Raw genomic sequence first — 24618 nt, 5'->3', positions numbered from 1 at the left:
AGAGAAGCTGCGCTTCGCCATCCGTGAAGGCGGCCGCACCGTCGGTGCCGGCATCGTCGTCACCATCAAAGAGTAATCGAGGCCGGTTTTCGCCGGTTCGACAGGAAAGGGCGGTCTTCGGGCCGCCCTTTTTGTTTCCATCATGGCCGCGGAAGAGGCGCATTTGCCGGCAGCTGAAAGCTGTTGCAAGCGCCATCGCCGCAACTAGTATGGGTTGTACCGAGGGAGCTTGGCCAAGAGTGGTTCCAGGGCGTCGTTTCGATGGACAGGCATGGTGGTTGCGGGCGCTGGCCCGCCTCGTGCTGTTGCTTGCCGTGGCGCTGCCTGCCTGTGCGGCCCAGGCCGAGGAGGAGCAGCCGGATATCCCGCCGATGCGGTTCGCTGTCGTGCGCAGCAGTGCGCCGGGCTGCGAGCCCAACTGTCCGGAATGGATATCGGCGGAAGGCACCATCGAGGCTGGCACGCCGGCCTTGTTCAAGCGCGCACTCAAGACGCTCGCCGGCCGGCAACTGCCGGTCGTCGTCAATTCCCCCGGCGGCAATGTCGACGCGGCGCTGACGCTTGGCCGGCTGATCCGCAAGAACAAGCTCGATGCCGCCGTCGGCACGACCGTCTTCACCGGCTGCGAGCCGCGGATGAAGAACTGCACGGACAAGGACGGCAAGGACAAGGACGGCAAGGCAGCCGGCTATTTCGGCATGGCCTATGACAGCGGCGCCATGTGCAATTCGGCCTGTCCGCTGATGTTTTCCGGCGGTGTCCGCCGCGTGGTCGGCGATTTCGCCTATCTCGGTGTCCACCAGATCACAACCACCTTCCAGCGGACGAGGCTGGTCTACCGGACCACCTACCGGATCGTGAACGGCAAGAAGAAGATCATCAGCACCAGGATCGTCAGCCGAAAGAACGCCGGCAGCTACAAGACCTACGAAATGAGCAAGGGGGTCGAGAAACGCCTTGCCGCCTATCTAAAGGAAATGGGCGTCGACCAGGACGTGCTCGAGACGATGAAGCAGACGCAGGCCAGCGACATCCGGCAGATTGCCCTCGATGCCATGCTGCGCATGAAACTCGTCACCAGCCTGGACAGCGTCGATGTCATGACCGGGGGGACCGCCTGCAGGCCGGAGCAGCCGCAGGCGAACTGCCGGCAGGTACCGGCAGGCAAGGACACGGCCGGCGCCCCGACCGCCGGGGCCAGGCCTGCCCTGACTCAGCCGGCTGAAGGCATGCCGCCGAAGGAAGCGGATATGCGCTTCGTGCTTGTGCGCGGCAGCAATCCGCTGTGCAATCCCGACTGCCCGGAATGGATCTCCGCCGAAGGGTCGATCACCGCACAGACGCCGGAAAGGCTGCGCCAGGCGCTCGATGCCGCCGGTGGGCGGCGGCTGCCGATCGTGATCAGCTCGCGAGGCGGCGATGTCGACGGCGCTCTCGCCGTCGGCAGGACGATCCGGGAGCATAAGCTCGATGTCGTCGTCGCCCGCACGGATTTCGTCGACTGCGGTCCCTCCCTGGACTGCCTGGCCAGGGATGGCGCCCACACCGGGCTGACCATCGATACGGAAGGTGAATGCGCCTCGGTCTGTCCGATCGTGGTCGCCGGCGGCATCAGGCGCCTGATTGGGCCGGATGCGCGCCTCAGCGTGCAGGCGCTCGGACAGGAGGAGAAGGTCAAGGCGTATCTTGAGGAGATGGCGATCGGGCCTGGCCTGTTCGAGGCCATGCAGCGCTCATCGGGCCAAACGCAGCTCGATCGAGACACGGCGCTGAGGCTCGGGCTGGCGACCGGGCGTCAGTCCGCCGACGAACTGACAGGTGCCACCATATGCAGGGCGGCAGCGAAACCGGACAATTGCAGGGTTACGCCGTCAGCCAATGCCGAAGCCGAGACGCCGGCGAAACTGTAGTCGCGCAGGCTGGCTGGCCATCGGGGCAGGTTGAGCAGAGCGAGGGCTTTCCGCTATTGTTCTCGGGCAGCCAGGACAGGTGAACTCTGATGCGCAAGGACGTCCCGACACTCTACGAATGGGCCGGCGGCAGCGAGGCGCTGAACCGGCTGACGCAGACCTTCTATGATAAGGTGGCGCAGGACCCGATCGTCGGGCCGGTGTTCAAGACCATGTCGCCGGACCATCCCGCCCATGTCGCCGCTTTCATAGGCGAGGTTTTCGGCGGGCCGAAAACCTATAGCGAACAGCATGGCGGGCACCGCGAAATGGTCATGCATCACCTGGGCAAGCATCTGACGGAGGAACAGCGCCGCCGCTGGATCAACCTCCTGGCAGACGCCGCCGATGCCGTCGGCCTGCCCGACGATCCCGAATTCCGTTCGGCCTTCATGGGCTATGTCGAGTGGGGATCGCGGCTGGCCAAGATGAATTCCAATCTCGGCGAGACCTGCGACCCGGAAACCGAACCGATGCCGGCCTGGGGCTGGGGTGTGCCTGGCGGACCCTACACGCCGCCTGATGCCAAATCATGACCGGCAAAGCCTGCCGAGAGCTGCTGGAGCAATGACTGCCGAGGAATTCAAGATCGTGCGCTGGCGCGAGTGGGAAGGCCCCGGCCTCGAACATCTTGTGCTGCGCGAGCGGGCTGGCGAGGTGTTGGCCGATTCCGTCGTCATTTGCTCCGGCCAAGCGCCTTTCGCCGTCCGCTATCGCATAGGCTGCGACGCGAACTGGCGCGTCAGGAGCGTCACGGTCGACATGATCGGCAGCGACCGGACGCTGGTTCTTGCCTCCGACGGCGACGGCCACTGGACCCGGGACGGCATGCCCGTGCCGGAGCTCGACGGCGTCTTCGACCCGGACCTCACCGTCACGCCGTTCACCAACACGCTGCCGATCCGGCGCTTGCGGCTTTCCACCGGGCAAAGTGCCGAGATCACCACCGCTTTCGTCGATTTCCCCGCGCTCACGGTGGTGAGCAACCCGCAGCGCTACTCATGTCTCGAAGAGGGCAAGCGGTATCTCTATGAATCGCGCGCCAGCGACTTCAAGCGGGAACTCGAGATCGACGATGACGGGCTGGTCGTCAGCTATCCCGATTTCTGGCAAAGGGGATGAAGGCGCGTTTGCCTGCAAACCGCTCTTTACAGACAGCGCGGAAGCTTTTAGGAAACCCCTGCTGCGCCGAGGCGCACACGATACGGGCATAGCTCAGTTGGTAGAGCGGCGGTCTCCAAAACCGCAGGTCGTAGGTTCGAGCCCTGCTGCCCGTGCCATTTTCCAAAATGGCCATCCGAACGATATTTGCTGCTGGCCTTGGAAAATCGGCGAACCGCTGGTGGCCGGACGTGCTAAATCGTGAGAAGGTTTGGACATGGAAGCCCATAGCGCGCTCCGCCGTATTGTCCTGCTCGTCGCACTTCTGAACCTGAGCTATTTTGGCATCGAGTTCGCCGTGGCGCTCGCCATCGGATCGGTGTCGTTGTTCGCCGACAGCATCGACTTTCTGGAAGATGCCTCGGTCAACCTTCTCATTCTGCTCGCGCTGGGCTGGTCGATGCGCGCCCGCTGGCGGGTCGGCATGGCGCTGGCGCTTATCCTGCTTGTGCCGGGCGTGGCGACCCTCTGGACGGCGTGGGAAAAATTCAACGCGCCGGTGCCGCCTCAAGCCTTCGCCCTGTCGCTGACAGGTCTGGGTGCACTCGCGGTCAATCTCTCCTGTGCCTACATGCTCGCCGCCTACCGGCACCACGGCGGCAGCCTGACGCGGGCGGCATTCCTGTCGGCACGCAATGACGCATTCGCCAACATTGCCATTATTGCTGCCGGGCTGATGACGGCTTTCGTATGGCGATCGGCGTGGCCAGATTTGCTGGTGGGTTTGGGGATTGCGGCCTTGAATGCCGACGCCGCCCGCGAAGTGTGGGAAGCCGCGCGTGAAGAGCGCCGGGCAGCCGCTTGATTGCTGATATGATGACATTTGGCCCCGTTATTTTCCGGTTTAAGGGGGCGTCAGGATTTCTTTGAAAAAACTATAGTCTATGTGCTATAAGGTGGGCGCGAATGAAAAACCAAAAACCCGCAGTATGGATGGGATCGTCGAAGGACGACCTGCGCGAGTTTCCGGTCGATGTTCGCCGGTTGATGGGGGTCGCAATCAACGACGCCCAGAATGGTGAAGAGCACCCGGCTGTCAAAGCCCTAAAAGGGTTTGGCGGTCGCAGCATCCTTGAGGTGGTCGACGACTTCGACGGGGACACCTACCGGGCCGTCTACACCGTGCGCTTCGCCCGGGTGATCTACGTCCTTCATTGCTTCCAGAAGAAGTCGAAGAAGGGCAGGGAGACGCCCAAGCACGAGATCGATCTCGTGACAGCGCGATTGAAGGCAGCCGAGGCGCACTACCGCGAAAACCATGGGAAAGGAACAAAGTCATGACTGAAGACATCACCGCCGAAATGAGCAGCGGCAACGTGTTTGCGGACCTCGGCTTTGACAATCCCGAAGAGGAATTGCTCAAGGCCAAGCTGGCCCGCGAGATCCGCGCCATTATCAAGCGCCGGCGCCTAACCCAGGCGAAGTCGGCCGAGTTGCTCGGGATGAAACAGCCGGACGTTTCGGCGATCGTCACCGGGCGCACCGGGAAGTTCTCGATAGACAGGCTGGTTCGCTGTCTGGACCGGCTCGACTACAAGGTCGACGTGGTGGTTCGCCATAAGCCTCGACGATCAGCTCGAGCGGCTGAAGCCGCTTGACCAGACAGCGCCCCGGCGTCGACTCTCTAAGCCAGTATCTAAAGCAGAACAAATAATCGTCGCCCTGGCGCCCGAAATAGCCCTTGCACCTAGCTCAGAGGGCCACCACTTGTCGGTTCATCATCCGGTTTCGGGGGTGGGTGTGGGGGCGACTCCCACCACTTGCCTCGTTGTGGTTGCCTTTCTTCTAATCGTGGCGATTTTCGCTGCTACCAACGGAAAGGAATAACCCGATGAGAAAAAACGGCACTTAAAGTCCAAGCCTATTCAACACTCAAACGTTTGGCGTCCGGCGTGACTAAAGCTATCCTGGCAATCGCTACGACCGCAGTGGTGGATACAGTAACTCACCACATCCATGCGAAAGGCGCTCCCGGAAACGGTTGGGCGCCTTTTTTACGGTTGGCAGATCAACCAGATCCGATCCCGACATCCTCACCCAGCGCGTCGAGCATGGCGAGATAGGGAGCGGGTAACCCATGGTGCCGGCCGCCATCGCGCATCAGTGCTAAATACTCGGCATTTGGGGGAGGGGGATTTTCCTGCCGCTCAGCGACATAGGTCTGCATTTCGGTGGGCTCGCCACCCATGGTCACCACTATCGTCATCCGGTTATAGCGGTTCTCGCCCGCGGGGCGGCTGGCCTCGTATCCTTCCTCCCGATCGAGGCGGACCACGTCATCGGGCGTCAACCTGTAGACAACGCCCCATACCACCCCGTCGTGAACCGGCTCTATGGACGATACCCCGCACCCGCGATTCTTTGACAGCCGCGGAAAACAGAGCCGATGGCTCGGCAACATGCCGATGCCCACGACCTGGTGGCCAGGGCAGCGCTTTGCGATCTGCAGCGGGTCCATGTTCGATCCGTAGGCGAAATATAGCATTGGGATACCCTCGAGAGGCCTAGCAGCGCTGCTGATGAAATACTCATTTGGCTTTCAGAATGGCTTCGCCGCCGTTGTGATAGGCAATGTGATCTTGAGCGAGCTGTCGTCGAGCAAGTTCGGCGGAGCCATCGCCAATGACCTCGCCCATCCGTCGAAGCCAGCTTATGTGAAGAACACACATCTTATCGGGCCATATCGGTGCTGTCCCTTCCGCATTGAATTGCATCCGCGAAATTCTCGCTTATCCTGCTTGTGCGCATGTGAGCATACGGTGGCGCCTGGCCAACTGCGGCCGCACCTCCATTCCCGCCGTCGGCCATGTTCCAGGTCCCCCATCAGTCACTGGGCGAACGCCAAACAGTCCGGCTGAAAAGGGCCAGCTTCCGTCACACGAATGCCCTGCGCGCATCGATATTTTGCGGGTCGGCCTTTGAAAATCGGCGACCCGCTTGCCATATTAGCCTGATTGGGGCATAAGGCAGCTATAGCCGGGACGGAACGACTGGATGGTTCCGAGGCGGTGTTTGGTCATAAAGCGGACACTTGCCACTTGCGTGGATCAAGAATCGGTTTTATGTAGACAGGACAGACACGCGACGCGTGGAGCTGGGAAGCCGGCTTTACGCGTCTGATTTGCATGGGCGAAATGGTTGCGCTGATTCGGCGCGACTCTGGGCTCAGGCGGCACGTCCCGGTCAGCGGGATCATCCAGGGGGCCCGGCCAACGGGTCTTGAAGACAGGCGGCATATGGCTTCGAAAACCACAAATCCTTTCGTCTTTCTCCAGCAGGTCCGCTCGGAGACAGCCAAGGTGACTTGGCCGTCGCGTCGCGAGACCATGATCTCGACGGTGATGGTTCTGGCCTTCGCTGTGATTGCGATGGTCTTTTTCTTCACCGCCGATCAGCTCATGGGCTTCGCGGTCGAACAGATTCTGGGCATTGGACGTTAAGTCCGGCGATTACGGAGAAGTCTAAAAATGACTGCGCGCTGGTACATCGTCCACGCTTATTCGAACTTTGAAAAGAAGGTCGCCGAGGACATCGAGAACAAGGCCAAGCAGAAGGGCCTGTCCGCCGATATCGAGCAGATCGTGGTGCCGACCGAGAAGGTCGTCGAAGTTCGCCGTGGCCGCAAGGTCGATGCCGAGCGCAAGTTCTTCCCGGGCTATGTGCTCCTGAAGGCCAATTTGACCGATGCGGTGTTCTCGCTGGTCAAGAACACGCCGAAGGTCACCGGCTTTCTCGGCGACTCCAAGCCGGTGCCGATCACCGAGGCCGAGGCGCAGCGTATCCTGAACCAGGTCCAGGAAGGCGTCGAACGGCCGAAGCCGTCGGTCACCTTCGAGATCGGCGAGGCGATCCGTGTTTCGGATGGTCCGTTCGCGTCCTTCAACGGTTTCGTCCAGGAAGTGGACGAGGAGCGGGCGCGGCTCAAGGTGGAAGTTTCGATCTTCGGGCGCGCCGTGCCTGTCGATCTGGAATTCGGACAGGTCGAAAAGGGCTGATCCGAAATCCCCGATGTTGGACCGGCGACGCCGGTCGGCGATCGGGGGAGGCGGCGCACAAGCGCGCGGCCTTGAGAACGGTGGGAGGCGAATGCGGCTTTAGCCGGCTGCGCGGACCGCACCACCAGACTGCAACCGCCGGGTTTCCCAGATAGTGGGTGCCGGCATAGACAAAGGCAGGAAAAGAGATGGCTAAGAAAATTGCAGGCCAGCTCAAGCTCCAGGTCTCCGCGGGTTCGGCTACGCCGTCGCCCCCGATCGGCCCGGCGCTTGGTCAGCGCGGCATCAACATCATGGAGTTCTGCAAGGCGTTCAACGCGCAGACCCAGGAAATGGAAAAGGGATCGCCGGTTCCGGTCGTCATCACCTACTATCAGGATAAGTCATTCACCTTCGTCATGAAGACGCCGCCGGTGAGCTATTTCCTGAAGAAGGCAGCGAACCTGAAGTCGGGCTCGAAGGAGCCGGGCAAGGTCAAGGCTGGCACCGTTTCGCGCGACAAGGTTCGCGAAATCGCGACTGCCAAGATGAAGGATCTGAACGCAAACGACGTCGAAGCGGCCATGCGCATGGTCGAGGGCTCCGCCCGCTCGATGGGTCTGGAAGTGGTGGGCTGAGATCATGGCAAAGGTTGCAAAGCGTGTATCGAAGACCCGCGAAGGCATCGATCCCAACAAGGCCTACGCCTTGGGTGAAGCGCTGAAGCTGCTCAAGGACCGTTCCACGGTCAAGTTCGACGAGACCATCGAAGTCGCCATGAACCTCGGCGTCGACCCGCGCCATGCCGACCAGATGGTCCGTGGCGTGGTCAACCTGCCGAACGGCACCGGCCGCTCGGTTCGCGTCGCCGTGTTCGCTCGTGGCGACAAGGCCGAGGAAGCCAAGGCCGCCGGCGCCGACATCGTCGGAGCCGAGGATCTGGTCGACATCGTCCAGAAGGGCACGATCGATTTCGATCGCTGCATCGCCACGCCGGATATGATGCCGCTCGTCGGCCGTCTCGGCAAGGTGCTCGGCCCGCGCGGCATGATGCCGAACCCGAAGGTCGGCACCGTCACCACCGACGTCGCCGCCGCCGTCAAGGCATCGAAGGGCGGCGCGGTCGAGTTCCGCGTCGAAAAGGCCGGCATCGTTCATGCCGGCGTCGGCAAGGTCTCGTTCGACGTTAAGGCGCTGGAAGAGAACATCCGCGCCTTCGCCGACGCGGTGACCAAGGCAAAGCCAGCTGGCGCCAAGGGCAACTACGTCAAGAAGGTGTCGGTCACCTCGACGATGGGCCCGGGCCTCAAGCTCGACGTCTCGACGCTCGCAGCGTCCTGATACGACCATTTGGATCGTCTCCCAAGAGACTGATCCGCAAGTGAATTCCGGGCCTCCGACGTGTCGGCGGCCCGGTGCCGGAAGCCGAAAGGCTTCCGGACATCCTGTCCGAGATTGCAGGCGGCCCAAAAGCCTTAATTCATGTGGGCCTGCATGAGACGGGTGAAGACCTGACAGTGGAGCAAGTGCTCCAATGAAAGGTTCGAACCGTGTTTGCCTTTTGTCTGCGCATCGTCGGCTTGGCCGGCGGTGTGGCGAAAGGGGGCAGGATCCTCGAGCGTCGTTCGGGAGATCCGTTACTGGATGGCCCGGCCGGCAAAGGCAACCCGACGCCTGTCCTATTTTAGGGGCAGGGGTCAACTGGAGATAGGCAGTGGACAGAGCGGAAAAACGCGAACTCGTCACGGGCCTGAACGATGCGTTTGCAAGCGCAGGTTCAGTGGTCGTGGCCCACTATGCCGGTGTCACCGTCGCGCAAATGAACGACCTTCGGTCGAAAATGCGCGCCGCCGGTGGCACCGTTAAAGTCGCGAAGAACCGTCTCGCCAAAATCGCTCTTCAGGGCACGGACTCCGCATCGATCATCGAGCTGTTCAAGGGACAGACGCTGATCGCTTATTCGGAGGATCCGATTGCGGCGCCGAAGGTCGCGTCCGATTTCGCCAAGGGAAATGACAAGCTCGTCATTCTCGGCGGCGCAATGGGCACCACCTCGCTCAACGCCGACGGTGTGAAGGCACTCGCCACACTTCCGTCGCTCGATGAGCTGCGCGCCAGGCTGGTTGGCATGATCGCCACGCCGGCAACCCGGATCGCCCAGATCGTCAATGCGCCAGCGGCCTCGGTCGCGCGCGTCATCGGCGCTTACGCCCGGAAGGACGAGGCGGCATGAGGCCGTTCCTCGCTATCACAAACACACGTTCGAACCTTATGAAGGAATACAACAATGGCTGATCTCGCAAAGATCGTAGACGACCTTTCGAAGCTGACCGTCCTCGAGGCGGCCGAGCTGTCGAAGCTTCTGGAAGAAAAGTGGGGCGTTTCGGCTGCTGCTCCTGTGGCGGTTGCCGCTGCTGGCGGCGCTGCTGCCGCCGCTGCTCCGGTCGAGGAAAAGACGGAATTCGACGTCGTCCTCACCGACGCTGGCGCTCAGAAGATCAACGTCATCAAGGAAGTCCGCGCCATCACCGGTCTTGGCCTCAAGGAAGCCAAGGATCTGGTCGAAGCGGCTCCGAAGCCGGTCAAGGAAGGCGTTTCCAAGGCCGACGCTGACAAGTTCAAGGCCCAGCTGGAAGCAGCCGGCGCCAAGGTCGACCTGAAGTAAGCGTAAAAGCGGCGGGCGGCCTCGCGCCGTCCGCCACTCCCTTCACCTGGAGGGGAGGACGCGTAACGCGAGATGTACGAGAACCTCTTTCCTGAGGGCCCGAACAGGCCTTCAGGAAACGGGTTTTCTCCCGTTTCGGCCGGCCGCCGCCAAGCAATTGGTTGTGGCTGCCGGAGAACAGACAGAGGGCCGCCGCCCAGGCGGCTCGGTATGCAAGGCGAGCCGCGGCGAGGCTCGTCCCGAGTTTAGAGCTAAGGAGCGACGATGGCCCAGACCCAGACTTTCAATGGCCGCAGACGCGTACGCAAGTTCTTCGGAAAGATCCCGGAAGTTGCGGAGATGCCGAACCTGATCGAGGTTCAAAAAGCATCCTATGACCAGTTCCTGATGGTGGACGAGCCCAAGGGCGGACGTCCGGACGAGGGACTGCAGGCCGTTTTCAAGTCGGTCTTCCCGATCTCCGATTTTTCCGGCTCCTCGATGCTGGAGTTCGTGAAGTACGAGTTCGAAGGACCGAAATTCGACGTTGACGAATGCCGTCAGCGCGACCTGACCTATGCCGCGCCGCTGAAGGTGACGCTGCGCCTCATCGTGTTCGATATCGACGAGGATACCGGCGCCAAGTCGATCAAGGACATCAAGGAGCAGGACGTCTACATGGGCGACATGCCGCTCATGACCTTGAACGGCACCTTCATCGTCAACGGCACCGAGCGCGTCATCGTCTCGCAGATGCACCGTTCGCCGGGCGTCTTCTTCGACCATGACAAGGGCAAGTCGCACTCGTCGGGCAAGCTTCTGTTTGCCGCGCGCGTCATTCCCTATCGCGGCTCGTGGCTCGACATCGAGTTCGATTCCAAGGACGTCGTGCACGCCCGCATCGACCGCCGCCGCAAGATTCCGGTGACGTCGCTGCTGATGGCGCTCGGCATGGACGGCGAAGAGATCCTGTCGACCTTCTACAACAAGATCACCTACAAGCGCGCCGGCGACCACTGGCGCATTCCGTTCAACGTCGAGCGTTTCCGCGGCCTCAAGGCCGTCGGCGACCTGGTCGACGCTGACACGGGCGAGGTCGTTGTCGAAGCCGGCAAGAAGATCACCGCCCGTCAGGCCAGAGCGCTTGGCGAAAAAGGTCTGAAGGCGATCAAGGCGACCGACGAGGATCTGCTCGGCAACTACCTGGCCGAGGACATCGTCAACTACGCAACCGGCGAGATCTTCCTCGAAGCCGGTGACGAGATCGATGAAAAGACTCTCAAAGTGCTTCTCGGCACGGGCGAGAACGAGATCAAGGTCCTCGACATCGACCACGTCAATGTCGGCGCCTATATCCGCAACACGCTCAACGTCGACAAGAACGAAAGCCGCCAGGACGCGCTGTTCGACATCTATCGTGTCATGCGCCCCGGCGAGCCGCCGACGCTCGAGACCGCCGAAGCCATGTTCAACTCGCTGTTCTTCGACAGCGAGCGCTACGACCTGTCGGCCGTCGGCCGCGTCAAGATGAACATGCGCCTCGAGCTCAAGGCCGAGGACACCGTGCGCGTCCTGCGCAAGGACGACATCCTGGCCGTGGTCAGGACGCTGGTCGAACTGCGCGACGGCAAGGGCGAGATCGACGACATCGACAATCTCGGCAACCGCCGCGTGCGCTCGGTCGGCGAGCTGATGGAGAACCAGTACCGCGTCGGCCTGCTGCGTATGGAGCGCGCGATCAAGGAGCGTATGTCCTCGATCGAGATCGACACGGTGATGCCGCAGGACCTGATCAACGCCAAGCCGGCGGCCGCCGCCGTGCGTGAGTTCTTCGGTTCCTCGCAGCTGTCGCAGTTCATGGACCAGACCAACCCGCTGTCGGAGATCACCCACAAGCGTCGCCTGTCGGCGCTTGGACCGGGCGGTCTGACCCGCGAGCGTGCCGGCTTCGAGGTGCGCGACGTGCACCCGACGCATTACGGCCGCATCTGCCCGATCGAGACGCCGGAAGGCCCGAATATCGGTCTGATCAACTCGCTGGCCACTTTCGCACGTGTCAACAAGTACGGCTTCATCGAGAGCCCGTACCGCAAGATCGTCGACGGCAAGCTGACCAATGACGTCGTCTATCTCTCGGCGATGGAAGAAGCCAAGCACCACGTCGCGCAGGCCAACGCCGAGCTCGACAAGAATGGCGGCTTCGTCGACGAGTTCGTCATTTGCCGCAGCGCCGGCGAAGTGATGATGGCGCCGCGCGAAAACGTCGACTTGATGGACGTGTCGCCCAAGCAGATGGTGTCGGTGGCCGCGGCCCTGATCCCGTTCCTGGAAAACGACGACGCCAACCGCGCTCTGATGGGCTCGAACATGCAGCGTCAGGCCGTGCCGCTGGTGCGCGCCGAAGCGCCGTTCGTCGGCACCGGCATGGAGCCGATCGTCGCCCGTGACTCCGGCGCCGCCATCGGCGCCCGCCGCGGCGGCATCGTCGACCAGGTGGACGCGACGCGTATCGTCATTCGCGCCACCGAGGATCTCGATCCGGGCAAGTCCGGCGTCGATATCTACCGGCTGATGAAGTTCCAGCGTTCGAACCAGAACACCTGTATCAACCAGCGTCCGCTGGTGCGCATGGGTGACCGGGTCAACAAGGGCGACATCATCGCCGACGGTCCGTCGACCGAGCTCGGCGATCTGGCGCTCGGCCGCAACGTGCTGGTCGCGTTCATGCCGTGGAACGGCTACAACTATGAGGACTCGATCCTGCTCTCCGAGCGCATCGTCGCCGACGACGTCTTCACCTCGATCCATATCGAGGAGTTCGAGGTCATGGCGCGCGATACCAAGCTCGGTCCGGAGGAAATTACGCGCGACATTCCGAACGTTTCGGAAGAAGCGCTGAAGAACCTCGACGAAGCCGGCATCGTCTACATCGGCGCGGAAGTGCAGCCTGGCGATATCCTGGTCGGCAAGATCACGCCGAAGGGCGAAAGCCCGATGACGCCGGAAGAGAAGCTTCTGCGCGCCATCTTCGGTGAAAAGGCCTCCGACGTGCGCGACACCTCGATGCGCATGCCTCCGGGCACCTTCGGCACCGTCGTCGAGGTGCGCGTGTTCAATCGCCACGGTGTGGAGAAGGACGAGCGCGCCATGGCGATCGAACGCGAGGAGATCGAACGCCTCGCCAAGGACCGTGACGACGAGCAGGCCATCCTGGACCGCAACGTCTACGCGCGCCTTTCCGACGTCCTCGTCGGCAAGGAAGCGATTGCTGGACCGAAGGGCTTCAAGAAGGGCTCGACGCTGTCCAAGGACACGCTCGACGAGTATCCGCGTTCGCAGTGGTGGCAGTTTGCCGTGGAGAACGAAAAGCTCCAGAGCGAACTGGAAGCCCTGCGTGGCCAGTACGACGACTCCAAGAAGGCGCTCGAGCAGCGCTTCATGGACAAGGTCGAGAAGGTGCAGCGTGGCGACGAAATGCCTCCGGGCGTCATGAAGATGGTCAAGGTCTTCGTGGCCGTGAAGCGCAAGATGCAGCCGGGCGACAAGATGGCCGGCCGTCATGGCAACAAGGGTGTCGTGTCGCGCATCGTTCCGGTCGAGGACATGCCTTTCCTCGAGGACGGCACGCATGCCGATATCGTGCTCAACCCGCTGGGTGTGCCGAGCCGCATGAATGTCGGTCAGATCCTGGAAACGCATCTGGGCTGGGCTTGTGCGGGCATGGGCAGGAAGATCGGCGAGCTGATCGACACGTACAAGGCGGCCGGTGATATCAAGCCGCTGCGCAAGACGCTCGAGAGCTTCATGCCGGCCAACGACCGCAACGAGCCGGTCCGCGAGTATGACGACGAGAGCATCGTTCGCCTCAGCGAGCAGATGCGTCGCGGCGTCTCGATCGCGACCCCGGTGTTCGACGGCGCGCACGAGGCTGACATCAACATCATGCTGGAGCAGGCGGGCCTGCATACCAGCGGTCAGTCGCAGCTCTATGACGGACGCACCGGCGAACCGTTCGATCGCAAGGTGACTATGGGCTATATCTACATGCTCAAGCTTCACCACCTGGTGGACGACAAGATCCACGCGCGTTCGATCGGTCCGTACTCGCTCGTCACCCAGCAACCGCTGGGCGGCAAGGCGCAGTTCGGTGGCCAGCGCTTCGGCGAGATGGAGGTCTGGGCGCTGGAAGCCTATGGCGCCGCCTACACGCTGCAGGAAATGCTGACGGTGAAGTCGGACGACGTCGCCGGCCGTACCAAGGTCTACGAGGCGATCGTCCGCGGCGACGACACCTTCGAGGCCGGCATCCCGGAGAGCTTCAACGTGCTCGTCAAGGAAATGCGGTCTCTCGGCCTCAATGTCGAGCTGGAGAACACCAAGCTCGACGACAACCCGATCCGGCTGCCCGATGCTGCCGAATAGGGGCGCGGTCGAGTAAGACCAAGACATGGCGCGTCGCGGAAGCTTGCGACGCGCCTACCAAATTCGACGGCCAGTGGCCGACAAAGACGGCGGGCGTTTGGTCCGCGTTAGATGCAAGGGGTTTTCGAGGACCCCGAAAAGGAGAACGGCATGAACCAAGAGGTCATGAATCTCTTCAATCCGCAGGCGCCTGCGCAGGTGTTCGATTCCATCCGGATCTCGCTTGCCAGCCCTGAGAAGATTCTGTCCTGGTCGTTCGGCGAGATCAAGAAGCCGGAGACCATCAACTACCGCACCTTCAAGCCGGAGCGTGACGGTCTGTTCTGCGCGCGCATTTTTGGCCCGATCAAGGACTACGAGTGCCTGTGCGGCAAGTACAAGCGCATGAAGTACAAGGGCGTCATCTGCGAAAAGTGCGGCGTCGAAGTCACGCTGTCGCGCGTTCGCCGCGAGCGCATGGGCCATATCGAGCTCGCCGCTCCCGTCGCCCATATCTGGTTCCTGAAGTCGCTGCCCTCGCGCATCGGCACGCTGCTCGACATGACCCTGAAGGACATCGAGCGGGTCCTGTACTTCGAGAACTACATCGTCACCGAGCCTGGCCTCACCGCGCTGAAGGAGCACCAGCTGCTCAGCGAGGAAGAGTACATGATCGCCGTCGACGAGTATGGCGAGGATAGTTTCACCGCCATGATCGGCGCCGAGGCCATCCACGACCTCCTGGCCGGCATGGACCTGGAGAAGATCGCCGGCGACCTGCGTTCGGAACTGGCTTCGACCACGTCCGAGCTGAAGCAGAAGAAGTATCTGAAGCGGCTGAAGGTCGTCGAGAACTTCATGGAATCCGGCAATCGTCCGGAATGGATGATCATGAAGGTGGTTCCGGTGATTCCGCCGGACCTGCGTCCGCTCGTCCCGCTGGACGGTGGCCGTTTCGCCACGTCCGACCTGAACGACCTCTATCGCCGCGTCATCAACCGCAACAACCGTCTGAAGCGGCTGATCGAGTTGCGGGCGCCGGGCATCATCGTGCGCAATGAAAAGCGCATGCTGCAGGAAGCCGTCGATGCGCTGTTCGACAACGGCCGTCGCGGCCGCGTCATCACCGGCGCCAACAAGCGTCCGCTGAAGTCGCTGTCCGACATGCTCAAGGGCAAGCAGGGCCGGTTCCGCCAGAACTTGCTCGGCAAGCGCGTCGACTATTCCGGCCGTTCGGTCATCGTGACCGGTCCGGAGCTCAAGCTGCACCAGTGCGGCCTGCCGAAGAAGATGGCGCTCGAACTGTTCAAGCCCTTCATCTACGCCCGTCTCGACGCCAAGGGTTATTCCTCGACCGTCAAGCAGGCGAAGAAGCTGGTCGAGAAGGAGCGTCCGGAGGTCTGGGATATCCTCGACGAGGTCATCCGCGAGCATCCGGTGCTGCTGAACCGCGCGCCGACGCTGCACCGCCTCGGCATCCAGGCGTTCGAGCCGATCCTGATCGAAGGCAAGGCGATCCAGCTGCATCCGCTGGTCTGCACGGCCTTCAACGCCGACTTCGACGGCGACCAGATGGCGGTCCACGTGCCGCTGTCCCTGGAAGCGCAGCTTGAAGCCCGCGTGCTGATGATGTCGACCAACAACATCCTGCACCCGGCTTCCGGCGCGCCGATCATCGTGCCGTCGCAGGACATGGTTCTGGGTCTCTACTATCTCTCGATCGTCAACCAGAACGAGCCGGGCGAGGGCATGGTGTTTGCCGACATGGGTGAACTCCAGCACGCGCTCGAGACCAAGGCGGTGACGCTGCACGCCAAGATCAAGGGTCGCTTCCGCACGGTCGACGCCGAAGGCAAGGTCGTGTCGAAGATCCACGACACCACGCCTGGCCGCATGATCATCGGCGAACTTCTGCCGAAGAACGTCAATGTGCCGTACGAAACCGCAAACCAGGAGATGACCAAGAAGAACATCTCCAAGATGATCGACACCGTCTACCGCCATTGCGGTCAGAAGGAGACGGTCATTTTCTGCGATCGCATCATGGCGCTCGGTTTCGCCCACGCCTGCCGTGCCGGCATTTCGTTCGGCAAGGACGACATGCTGATCCCGGACTCCAAGATCAAGCTGGTGTCGGACACCGAGGCTTTGGCCAAGGAATACGAGCAGCAGTACAATGACGGCCTGATCACCCAGGGCGAGAAGTACAACAAGGTCGTCGACGCCTGGGCCAAGTGCTCGGAAAAGGTCGCCGACGAAATGATGGCCCGCATCAAGGCCGTGGAGTTCGAGGACAATGGCCGTCAGAAGCCGATGAACTCGATCTACATGATGTCGCACTCCGGTGCGCGTGGCTCGCCCACGCAGATGCGCCAGCTCGCCGGTATGCGCGGCCTGATGGCCAAGCCGTCGGGTGAAATCATCGAGACGCCGATCATCTCGAACTTCAAGGAAGGCCTGACCGTGCTCGAGTACTTCAACTCGACCCACGGCGCCCGCAAGGGTCTGGCCGACACCGCCTTGAAGACGGCGAACTCGGGTTACCTCACCCGTCGTCTCGTCGACGTGGCGCAGGACTGCATCGTCAACTCCGTGGATTGCGGCACCGACAAGGGCCTCACCATGCAGCCGATCGTCGATGCCGGTCAGGTTGTCGCTTCGGTCGGCCAGCGCGTGCTGGGCCGCACCTCGCTCGACGACATCAACCATCCGGTGACCGGCGACCTGCTGGTCAAGGCCGGAACGCTGATGGACGAGCGTGACGTGGAGCAGATCGAAAAGGCCGGCGTCCAGTCGGTCCGCATCCGCTCGGCACTGACCTGCGAGGTCAGGGTTGGCGTGTGCGCGGTCTGCTACGGACGCGATCTGGCCCGCGGTACCCCGGTCAACCAGGGTGAAGCAGTTGGCGTCATCGCGGCGCAGTCGATCGGTGAGCCGGGCACCCAGCTCACCATGCGTACCTTCCACATGGGCGGTACCGCGCAGGTGGTGGATAGCTCGTTCCTTGAAGCCTCCTACGAGGGCAAGGTCGAGATCCGCAACCGCAACGTGGTGCGCAACTCCGACGGCCAGCAGATGGTCATGGGCCGCAACATGGCGGTCCTGATCCTCGACGAAGCCGGCAAGGAGCGCGCCACGCACCGCGTCACCTATGGTTCGCGTATCTTCGTGGACGATGGCGACAAGGTGAAGCGCGGCCAGCGTATCGCCGAGTGGGATCCGTATACCCGCCCGGTCCTCACCGAAATCGAGGGCAAGGTGTCGTACGAGGATCTGGTCGACGGCATTTCCGTCCAGGAAACGGCCGACGAATCGACCGGCATCACCAAGCGTGAGGTCATCGACTGGCGTTCGACGCCACGCGGCAACGACCTCAAGCCGGCGATTGCGATCCTGGATGCCAAGGGCAAGGTCGGCAAGCTGTCGAAGGGCGGCGACGCCCGCTTCCTGCTCTCGGTCGAGGCCATTCTCTCGGTCGAGCCGGGTGCGCAGGTTCGTCCCGGCGACGTCCTGGCGCGTATCCCGATGGAAAGCGCCAAGACCAAGGACATCACCGGCGGTCTGCCGCGTGTTGCCGAACTGTTCGAGGCCCGTCGTCCGAAGGATCACGCCATCATCGCCGAGATCGATGGCACGATCCGCTTCGGCCGCGACTACAAGAACAAGCGCCGCATCATCATCGAGCCGCATGACTCGACGCTCGAGCCGGTCGAATACCTGATCCCGAAGGGCAAGCCGTTCCATCTCCAGGACGGCGACGTCATCGAGAAGGGCGACTATATCCTCGACGGCAATCCGGCGCCGCACGACATCCTGGCGATCAAGGGCGTGGAGGCACTTGCTTCCTACCTCGTCAACGAAATCCAGGAGGTCTACCGCCTGCAGGGCGTGTCGATCAACGACAAGCACATCGAGGTGATCGTTCGCCAGATGCTGCAGAAGGTCGAGATCACCACGCAGGGCGACTCGACCTACATTCCGGGCGACCACGTCGACGTGATCGAGCTGGAAGAGGTCAACGAGCGCCTGATCGAGGACGGCAAGAAGCCGGCCGAAGGTCAGCCGGTGCTGCTCGGCATCACCAAGGCCTCGCTGCAGACGCCGTCCTTCATCTCGGCCGCCTCCTTCCAGGAGACGACCAGGGTGCTGACGGAAGCCGCGGTTGCCGGCAAGACCGACATGCTGCAGGGCTTGAAGGAAAACGTCATCGTCGGCCGGCTGATCCCGGCCGGTACCGGCGGCACGATGAGCCAGATCCGGCGCATCGCCACCTCGCGCGACGAACTCATCATCGACGAGCGCCGCAAGGCCTCCGGTGTGGAAGTCGCCGAGCCGATGCTGGCCGACATGACAACCGCCGCGCAGTAAGCGCGGCGGCAGCAATTCCAGGAAAAGTGTAAAACGGTTTTCCGTCCGGAATTGCCAAAATAAGGATAGAGCGGTTCAACGTTTCCATGAAACGATGAACCGCTCTTGGAAATCTCAGGCAACAAGACCGCCGGGGCAACCCGGCGGCCTTTTTGTTTGTTCGGGGTTTGATGTTGGGTATTCATATTCATGGCAGCTTTTCGCCCGGGGTGCCTAGCGGCATCCTTTCGCGTTTTGGCTTTCAATGGATCGGAGATTAAAACGATGAGCAAGAAGACCTGGGCTGCTGTCGACGACTACATCGTCGATGCCCTGTTCGAGGCGGATCCCGCCCTCGATGCCGTTCTGGCGGCCAATCATGACCAAGGCCTGCCGGCGATCGACGTATCGCCGGCGCAAGGCAAGCTGCTTTCAATTCTGGCGCGCATGAAAAGGGGCAAGAAAAATCCTCGAGATCGGCACGCTGGGCGGCTATTCGACGATCTGGATGACGCGCGCATTGCCTGCCGACGGTAAGGTCGTGACGCTTGAACTCGACCCGCATCACGCCAAGGTCGCGCGGTCGAATTTTGAGCGGGCAGGGGTGTCGGAGCGGGTCGACCTGCGGGTCGGGCCGGCGCTTCAGTCGCTCGCCGAGCTGAGCGCCGAGAATGCCGGGCCGTTCGATCTCATCTTCATCGACGCCGACAAGCCGAACAATCCGAATTATCTGTCATGGGCGATGCGGCTGTCGCGCTCAGGAACCGTCATCGTCTGTGACAACGTCATCCGTGACGGCGCGGTGCTCGACGAGGACGGTCGTGATCCCAATGTCGAAGGCGCACGCGCCGCCTTCTCCTTCATCGGCGGCGACAAGCGGCTGGACGGAACCGCCATCCAGACCGTCGGTGCCAAGGGCTATGACGGTTTTGCGATCGCGATCGTCGAATGATCCCAGAGGGAAGCCGCATCGACGAGCGTTGGCTGCAATAGGTTCGCGCCCTTCCTCTACCCCGTCGATCGGGGGAGAGGTGGCTCGGCGTAGCCGAGACGGAGTGGGGGTCGACCTGGCACGAGCATTCAAGCCATGTCCGCGATCCCGTCGCGGTGCACAAATCAGTCGAAAAACGCCTCGACCACATTGCGCTTGCCCAGCATGAAGGCATCGGCGACATGCTGCAGCGGCGCGAGGTCGACATCCGAGGCGCCTGCACGCACGATCTCGGCGAAGCGCTTGTAGAGCATCGGATATTCGGCTTCGGGCTCTTCGTGAACGATCTTGCCGTCGATGGCGAGCTTCGAGCCGCCACCGGAAAGCACCATCTTGCCGGCATCCGTGTCAGCCAGGATGTCCCAGCTTTGCGGACCGGTCTGCAGCCAGTCGAGTTCCATCGTCACCGGCAATCCGTTCGAGGTGCGGAAGGCGACTTGCGCGGCGACCGGGGCGGCACGGTTTTCGGGAAAATCGAGAACCGCCGAGGTGATGAACATCGCCGGCAGGATGTGGGTCGCGATCGACAGCGCGTTGATGCCGGGATCGAAGACGCCGAAGCCGCCTGGCTGCCAGATCCAGTCCTGGTTCGGGTGCCAGCGGCGCACGTCTTCCTTCCAGACGATCGCCGCCGAGCGGATCCGGGTCGATGCGAGAAAGCTCCGCGCTTCCTCCACCGCCGGCGCATAGCGCGAATGCCAGCTGGCGAAGAGGGTAACGCCCTGTCTCGCCGCCAGCGCCTTCAGGTCCTCGACCTCGCTGACCGTGGCGCCCGGAGGCTTTTCCAGGAAGACATGCTTCTTGGCCTCGAGCGCGGTGCGCGCGGCATCGTAGCGGAATTGCGGCGGCATGCAGAGCGAGACGGCGTCCAGTTCCGGCACCGCGTCGAGCATCGCCTCGATGGCAGGAAAATTCGGGATGCCGTCGACCTTGCCATGCCGGCTGGCGGCGGCGGTGAGTCGGTAATCCTGGTCTTTCGCCAAGGCCGGCAGGTGCTGGTCGCGGACGATCTTGCCGACGCCGACGATGCCAATCTTGATGGGCTGGGACACGGTCGCTCCGTCTGTTGGGTGATGATCAGCGCTTCTTATCAGAACACTTGCCCCGAACAAGCCAGCGGTGGACGGTCAGTCCCAGCTTTGCCGGACTGCAGCGCCCAACTTTTTTCTTTCGCCGGAAGGGGCTGGCGGCGATTCGAAAGGCGAGGGGTGCCTGATTCTCAGATCGGCTCCTCGAAGGTCACGATCGACACTTCGCCTTCGAGCGCGCCTTGATAGGCTGACAGATGCGGCTCGTCGTCAGGCACGCCGTCCATGTCACCGATCTGGTCGAGCTCGGCCTCGGCGTAACCCTCAGCCGCGAGCGATTCGAGCGCTTTGCGCACAGCCGAATCGTCGTCGGGCGCGACCAGCATGACATGCACGCCTTCCACTTTGCCGCCCTTCCGCTTCCACACCCGGCCGGTGATGATGGTCACTGGGCGTTCGTCATTGTCGTTCACGAGCTGATTCCTCTTTGCAAGGGATGGCGAGGGGGCTTCGGTCGCTCATGCCGCCTTTTCGCATGAAGCAAGGGCGCGCAAAAGCCAAAAGCCGGTCACTTTCTTCCTTGCCATTGCAAAATGGCGAAAGAAAATTACATGCGGTTTTCGCATGGCTGCCAAGCCTCGGCTTCGATGCAATATTTGCCACGCCGGGGTTGACGGTTCGCGGGCTTACGAGTAGAAGCCGGCCAGTCAGAACCGATGTGAGGCTCTCCTTTCCGAAGCGACACGCTTTGGAGTTTGCCTCAAACAGGGTTCGTTTTACGAGCGAAAAGACATTTCCGGCGTGCACGAAGCGGCTTCCGCTTCCTCTGCCATTTGTTCGGGCAAGACCGCGAGGCGCGGTTTGTGGCCCGAATTTGCGTATGGAAATGACGCTTTGAGCGGCCCTGACCGGGCGAGACACGGAATTGAGAGACAAGAGGGTTTAATGCCTACCGTCAACCAGCTGATCCGCAAGCCGCGCATTGCGCCGGTGAAGCGCAACAAGGTCCCGGCCATGCAGCAGAACCCGCAGAAGCGGGGCGTCTGCACGCGCGTCTACACGACGACGCCGAAGAAGCCGAACTCGGCGCTGCGCAAGGTGGCCAAGATCCGCCTGACCAATGGTTTTGAAGTGATCGGTTACATCCCCGGCGAAGGTCACAACCTTCAGGAACACTCCGTGGTGATGATCCGCGGCGGCCGCGTCAAGGATCTTCCGGGCGTTCGCTACCACATCATCCGCGGCGTGCTCGACACGCAGGGCGTGAAGAACCGCAAGCAGCGCCGTTCGAAGTACGGCGCCAAGCGTCCGAAGTAAGGCGTCCGAAGTAAGATTTTCCGGCTCTGGCGCTCCAATGCGTCGGGCTACGAGATTGAGAGACAAAAGCCATGTCGCGTCGTCACAGTGCAGAAAAGCGTGAGATCAACCCGGATCCGAAGTTCGGCGATCTGATCGTCACCAAGTTCATGAACGCCGTCATGTATGACGGCAAGAAGTCGGTTGCCGAGACCATCGTCTACGGCGCGCTCGACCAGGTTCAGTCGAAGACCAAGCAGGAGCCGGTCACCGTCTTCCATCAGGCGCTCGACAATGTCGCGCCGCATGTGGAAGTGCGTTCGCGCCGCGTCGGCGGTGCGACCTACCAGGTTCCGGTCGATGTGCGCCCCGAGCGTCGTCAGGCGTTGGCCATCCGTTGGCTGATCGCCGCCGCGCGCAACCGCAACGAGACCACGATGGTCGACCGCCTCTCTGGCGAGCTGATGGACGCGGCCAACAACCGCGGCACGGCCGTCAAGAAGCGTGAAGACACCCACAAGATGGCTGAAGCCAACCGCGCTTTCGCGCACTACCGCTGGTAAAGCGCGAACGAGACTGAGAGGCAGCTACGATGGCCCGCGAATACAAAATCGAAGATTACCGCAATTTCGGTATCATGGCGCATATTGACGCCGGCAAGACGACGACCACCGAGCGCGTCCTCTATTATACGGGCAAGTCGCACAAGATCGGCGAAGTCCACGACGGCGCTGCCACCATGGATTGGATGGAGCAGGAGCAGGAGCGCGGCATCACCATCACGTCCGCCGCGACCACGACCTTCTGGAAGGGTCGCGACGGCAAGATGCACCGCTTCAACATCATCGACACCCCCGGACACGTCGACTTCACCATTGAAGTCGAGCGTTCGCTGCGCGTGCTCGACGGCGCCATCGCGCTGCTCGACGCCAACGCCGGTGTTGAGCCGCAGACGGAAACGGTCTGGCGCCAGGCCGACAAGTACAAAGTTCCGCGCATGATCTTCTGCAACAAGATGGACAAGATCGGCGCCGACTTCTACCGCTCGGTCGAGATGATCGGCTCGCGCCTCGGTGCGCAGGCTGTCGTCATGCAGCTGCCGATCGGCGCCGAGATCGACTTCAAGGGCGTCGTCGATCTCGTGGAAATGAATGCGCTTGTCTGGCGCGACGAGACGCTGGGCGCTGCCTGGGACGTCGTCGAGATCCCGGAAGACCTCAAGGCCCGTGCCGAGGAATACCGCGAGAAGATGATCGAAGCCGCCGTCGAAATGGACGAGACGGCTCTCGAGAACTACCTCGAAGGCAAGATGCCGTCGAATGACGAGATCCGTTCGCTGATCCGCAAGGGCACGATCGCGGTCAAGTTCTACCCGATGTTCTGCGGCTCGGCCTTCAAGAACAAGGGCGTGCAGCCGCTGCTCGACGCCGTTGTCGAATACCTGCCGTCGCCCGCCGACGTGCCCGCCATCAAGGGTGTGGACGCCAAGACCGATGCCGAGATCGAGCGTCATGCGGACGATAACGAGCCGCTGTCGATGCTCGCCTTCAAGATCATGAACGACCCGTTCGTCGGGTCGTTGACCTTCGCCCGCATCTATTCGGGCAAGCTCACCAAGGGCATCTCGGTCGACAACACCGTCAAGGGCAAGAAGGAGCGCATCGGCCGCATGCTGCAGATGCATGCGAATTCGCGCGCCGACGTCGAAGAAGCTTTCGCCGGCGACATCGTCGCTCTGGCTGGCCTGAAGGACACGACCACCGGCGACACGCTGTGCGATCCGCTGCATCCGGTCATCCTCGAGCGCATGGAATTCCCCGATCCGGTCATCCAGATCGCCATCGAGCCGAAGACCAAGAACGACCAGGAGAAGATGGGCCTCGCCCTTCATCGCCTGGCTGCCGAGGATCCGTCCTTCCGCGTCAAGACCGACGAGGAAAGCGGCCAGACCATCATCTCCGGCATGGGCGAACTGCACCTCGACATCATCGTCGACCGCATGCGCCGCGAGTTCAAGGTGGAAGCCAATGTCGGCGCTCCGCAGGTGGCTTATCGCGAGACGATCACCCGCAGGTTTGAGCAGGACTACACGCACAAGAAGCAGACCGGCGGTACCGGTCAGTTCGCCCGCGTCAAGGTTGTGTTCGAGCCGAATGCGGAAGGCGAGGACTTCGTGTTCGAGTCCAAGATCGTCGGCGGCGCGGTGCCGAAGGAATACATCCCGGGCGTCGAAAAGGGCATCCAGAGCGTCATGGGCGCCGGTCCGTTCGCGGGCTTCCCGATGATCGGCGTCAGGGCGACGCTCATCGACGGCGCCTACCACGACGTCGACTCCTCGGTTCTGGCCTTCGAAATCGCGTCCCGTGCGTGTTTCCGTGAAGCGGCACCCAAGCTTGGCGTGCAGCTGCTCGAGCCGATCATGAAGGTCGAGGTCGTGACGCCGGAAGATTATGTCGGCAGCGTCATTGGCGATCTGAACGGCCGTCGTGGCCAGATCCAGGGCCAGGAAGCGCGCGGCGTAGCTGTCGTCATCAACGCGATGGTGCCGCTCGCCAATATGTTCAAGTACGTCGACAACCTGCGCTCGATGAGCCAGGGCCGCGCGGCCTACACGATGCAGTTCGATCACTACGAGCCGGTCCCGACCGCGGTCGCCCAGGAAGTCCAGAAGAAATACGCGTAACTCGAAAGAGCTGCCGCGGTAACGCAATTCAAAGCCCGCACGGGCAAGCAGGAAATGGAGACATCACATGGCAAAAGGTAAATTCGAGCGCACTAAGCCTCATGTGAACATCGGCACGATCGGTCACGTCGATCATGGCAAGAC

Annotated in this window: 20 protein-coding genes, 1 tRNA gene and 3 pseudogenes; 21 read left to right on the top strand and 3 right to left on the bottom strand. The window is 62.1% G+C overall.

Features of this window, described 5'->3' with window-relative positions; all coding sequences use genetic code 11:
- From FJ978_RS32400 to FJ978_RS32365, 8 genes and pseudogenes are all read left to right on the top strand, one after another.
- Positions 1-76: pseudogene (locus FJ978_RS32400) on the top strand (elongation factor Tu); the annotation flags it as partial.
- Positions 77-278: 202 nt separating this feature from the next.
- A complete protein-coding gene (locus FJ978_RS32395; RefSeq protein ID WP_140576891.1) occupies positions 279-1910 on the top strand; it encodes a hypothetical protein in 1632 nt (543 codons plus the stop codon).
- An 89-nt stretch (positions 1911-1999) separates the two neighbouring features.
- Complete coding sequence (locus tag FJ978_RS32390; protein WP_140576889.1) at positions 2000-2485, top strand: group II truncated hemoglobin; 486 nt, start codon at positions 2000-2002, stop codon at positions 2483-2485.
- 31 nt (positions 2486-2516) lie between these two features.
- Positions 2517-3071 carry a putative glycolipid-binding domain-containing protein gene (locus tag FJ978_RS32385; protein ID WP_140576887.1) on the top strand — a complete coding sequence of 185 codons (555 nt, stop codon included), beginning with the start codon at positions 2517-2519 and terminating at the stop codon, positions 3069-3071.
- An 82-nt stretch (positions 3072-3153) separates the two neighbouring features.
- A tRNA-Trp gene (locus FJ978_RS32380) sits at positions 3154-3229 on the top strand.
- A 98-nt stretch (positions 3230-3327) separates the two neighbouring features.
- Positions 3328-3915, top strand: coding sequence for a cation transporter (locus FJ978_RS32375; protein WP_140576886.1), 588 nt, complete (start codon positions 3328-3330; stop codon positions 3913-3915).
- A 101-nt stretch (positions 3916-4016) separates the two neighbouring features.
- Positions 4017-4391, top strand: coding sequence for a type II toxin-antitoxin system RelE/ParE family toxin (locus FJ978_RS32370; RefSeq protein ID WP_246678241.1), 375 nt, complete (start codon positions 4017-4019; stop codon positions 4389-4391).
- Positions 4388-4708, top strand: coding sequence for a helix-turn-helix transcriptional regulator (locus FJ978_RS32365; RefSeq protein WP_140576885.1), 321 nt, complete (start codon positions 4388-4390; stop codon positions 4706-4708). Before FJ978_RS32370 ends, FJ978_RS32365 begins: the two co-directional genes overlap by 4 nt.
- Before the next feature lie 410 nt (positions 4709-5118).
- Here FJ978_RS32365 and FJ978_RS32360 read toward each other — a convergent pair whose 3' ends face one another.
- On the bottom strand, positions 5119-5595 hold the full coding sequence (locus FJ978_RS32360) for a gamma-glutamylcyclotransferase family protein (RefSeq protein ID WP_140576884.1): 477 nt from the start codon (positions 5593-5595) through the stop codon (positions 5119-5121).
- Between the two features lie 751 nt (positions 5596-6346).
- Between FJ978_RS32360 and secE the strand changes: the two genes are divergently transcribed.
- The 9 genes and pseudogenes from secE (at position 6347) to FJ978_RS32315 (ending at position 19428) form a co-directional block, all read left to right on the top strand.
- Positions 6347-6550 carry a preprotein translocase subunit SecE gene (gene secE / locus FJ978_RS32355; protein ID WP_013895711.1) on the top strand — a complete coding sequence of 68 codons (204 nt, stop codon included), beginning with the start codon at positions 6347-6349 and terminating at the stop codon, positions 6548-6550.
- 27 nt (positions 6551-6577) lie between these two features.
- A complete protein-coding gene (gene nusG / locus FJ978_RS32350) occupies positions 6578-7105 on the top strand; it encodes a transcription termination/antitermination protein NusG (protein ID WP_013895710.1) in 528 nt (175 codons plus the stop codon).
- 188 nt (positions 7106-7293) lie between these two features.
- Positions 7294-7722 (top strand): 50S ribosomal protein L11, encoded by a 429-nt coding sequence (rplK, locus tag FJ978_RS32345; protein WP_010909262.1) that lies wholly within the window; start codon positions 7294-7296, stop codon positions 7720-7722.
- 4 nt (positions 7723-7726) lie between these two features.
- Positions 7727-8425 (top strand): 50S ribosomal protein L1, encoded by a 699-nt coding sequence (rplA, locus tag FJ978_RS32340; RefSeq protein ID WP_140576882.1) that lies wholly within the window; start codon positions 7727-7729, stop codon positions 8423-8425.
- 373 nt (positions 8426-8798) lie between these two features.
- The gene (gene rplJ / locus FJ978_RS32335; protein WP_140576880.1) at positions 8799-9317 is read left to right on the top strand and encodes a 50S ribosomal protein L10; all 519 of its coding nucleotides are present in this window, start codon (positions 8799-8801) and stop codon (positions 9315-9317) included.
- Positions 9318-9371: 54 nt separating this feature from the next.
- Complete coding sequence (gene rplL / locus FJ978_RS32330; RefSeq protein WP_006202136.1) at positions 9372-9749, top strand: 50S ribosomal protein L7/L12; 378 nt, start codon at positions 9372-9374, stop codon at positions 9747-9749.
- Positions 9750-10013: 264 nt separating this feature from the next.
- Positions 10014-14150 (top strand): DNA-directed RNA polymerase subunit beta, encoded by a 4137-nt coding sequence (rpoB, locus tag FJ978_RS32325; RefSeq protein WP_013895707.1) that lies wholly within the window; start codon positions 10014-10016, stop codon positions 14148-14150.
- Between the two features lie 150 nt (positions 14151-14300).
- Entirely contained in the window at positions 14301-18497 is a 4197-nt protein-coding gene (gene rpoC / locus FJ978_RS32320) for a DNA-directed RNA polymerase subunit beta' (RefSeq protein WP_013895706.1), read from the top strand.
- 264 nt (positions 18498-18761) lie between these two features.
- Positions 18762-19428, top strand: a pseudogene (locus FJ978_RS32315) (O-methyltransferase).
- A 164-nt stretch (positions 19429-19592) separates the two neighbouring features.
- On the opposite strand, the gene FJ978_RS32310 reads toward FJ978_RS32315, so the two are convergent.
- Both FJ978_RS32310 and FJ978_RS32305 read right to left on the bottom strand, forming a co-directional pair.
- On the bottom strand, positions 19593-20519 hold the full coding sequence (locus FJ978_RS32310; protein WP_140576879.1) for a Gfo/Idh/MocA family oxidoreductase: 927 nt from the start codon (positions 20517-20519) through the stop codon (positions 19593-19595).
- Between the two features lie 167 nt (positions 20520-20686).
- Positions 20687-20968, bottom strand: coding sequence for a hypothetical protein (locus FJ978_RS32305; RefSeq protein ID WP_013895703.1), 282 nt, complete (start codon positions 20966-20968; stop codon positions 20687-20689).
- 472 nt (positions 20969-21440) lie between these two features.
- Here FJ978_RS32305 and rpsL point away from each other — a divergent pair, with 472 nt between their 5' ends.
- The 4 genes and pseudogenes from rpsL to FJ978_RS32285 all read left to right on the top strand — a co-directional run.
- The gene (gene rpsL / locus FJ978_RS32300) at positions 21441-21812 is read left to right on the top strand and encodes a 30S ribosomal protein S12 (protein WP_006333356.1); all 372 of its coding nucleotides are present in this window, start codon (positions 21441-21443) and stop codon (positions 21810-21812) included.
- 71 nt (positions 21813-21883) lie between these two features.
- Positions 21884-22354: a 30S ribosomal protein S7 gene (gene rpsG, locus FJ978_RS32295; protein WP_008875664.1), complete on the top strand. Its 471-nt coding sequence runs from the start codon at positions 21884-21886 to the stop codon at positions 22352-22354.
- A 29-nt stretch (positions 22355-22383) separates the two neighbouring features.
- The gene (fusA, locus tag FJ978_RS32290) at positions 22384-24474 is read left to right on the top strand and encodes an elongation factor G (RefSeq protein ID WP_013895702.1); all 2091 of its coding nucleotides are present in this window, start codon (positions 22384-22386) and stop codon (positions 24472-24474) included.
- A gap of 67 nt (positions 24475-24541) precedes the next feature.
- A pseudogene (locus FJ978_RS32285) lies at positions 24542-24618 on the top strand (elongation factor Tu); the annotation flags it as partial.

This window comes from Mesorhizobium sp. B1-1-7, from assembly GCF_006442705.1.
GTDB classification, from domain to species: domain Bacteria; phylum Pseudomonadota; class Alphaproteobacteria; order Rhizobiales; family Rhizobiaceae; genus Mesorhizobium; species Mesorhizobium opportunistum.
The sequence above is the reverse complement of the archived record's forward strand: the minus strand, read 5'-3'. Positions and strand labels throughout refer to the sequence as shown.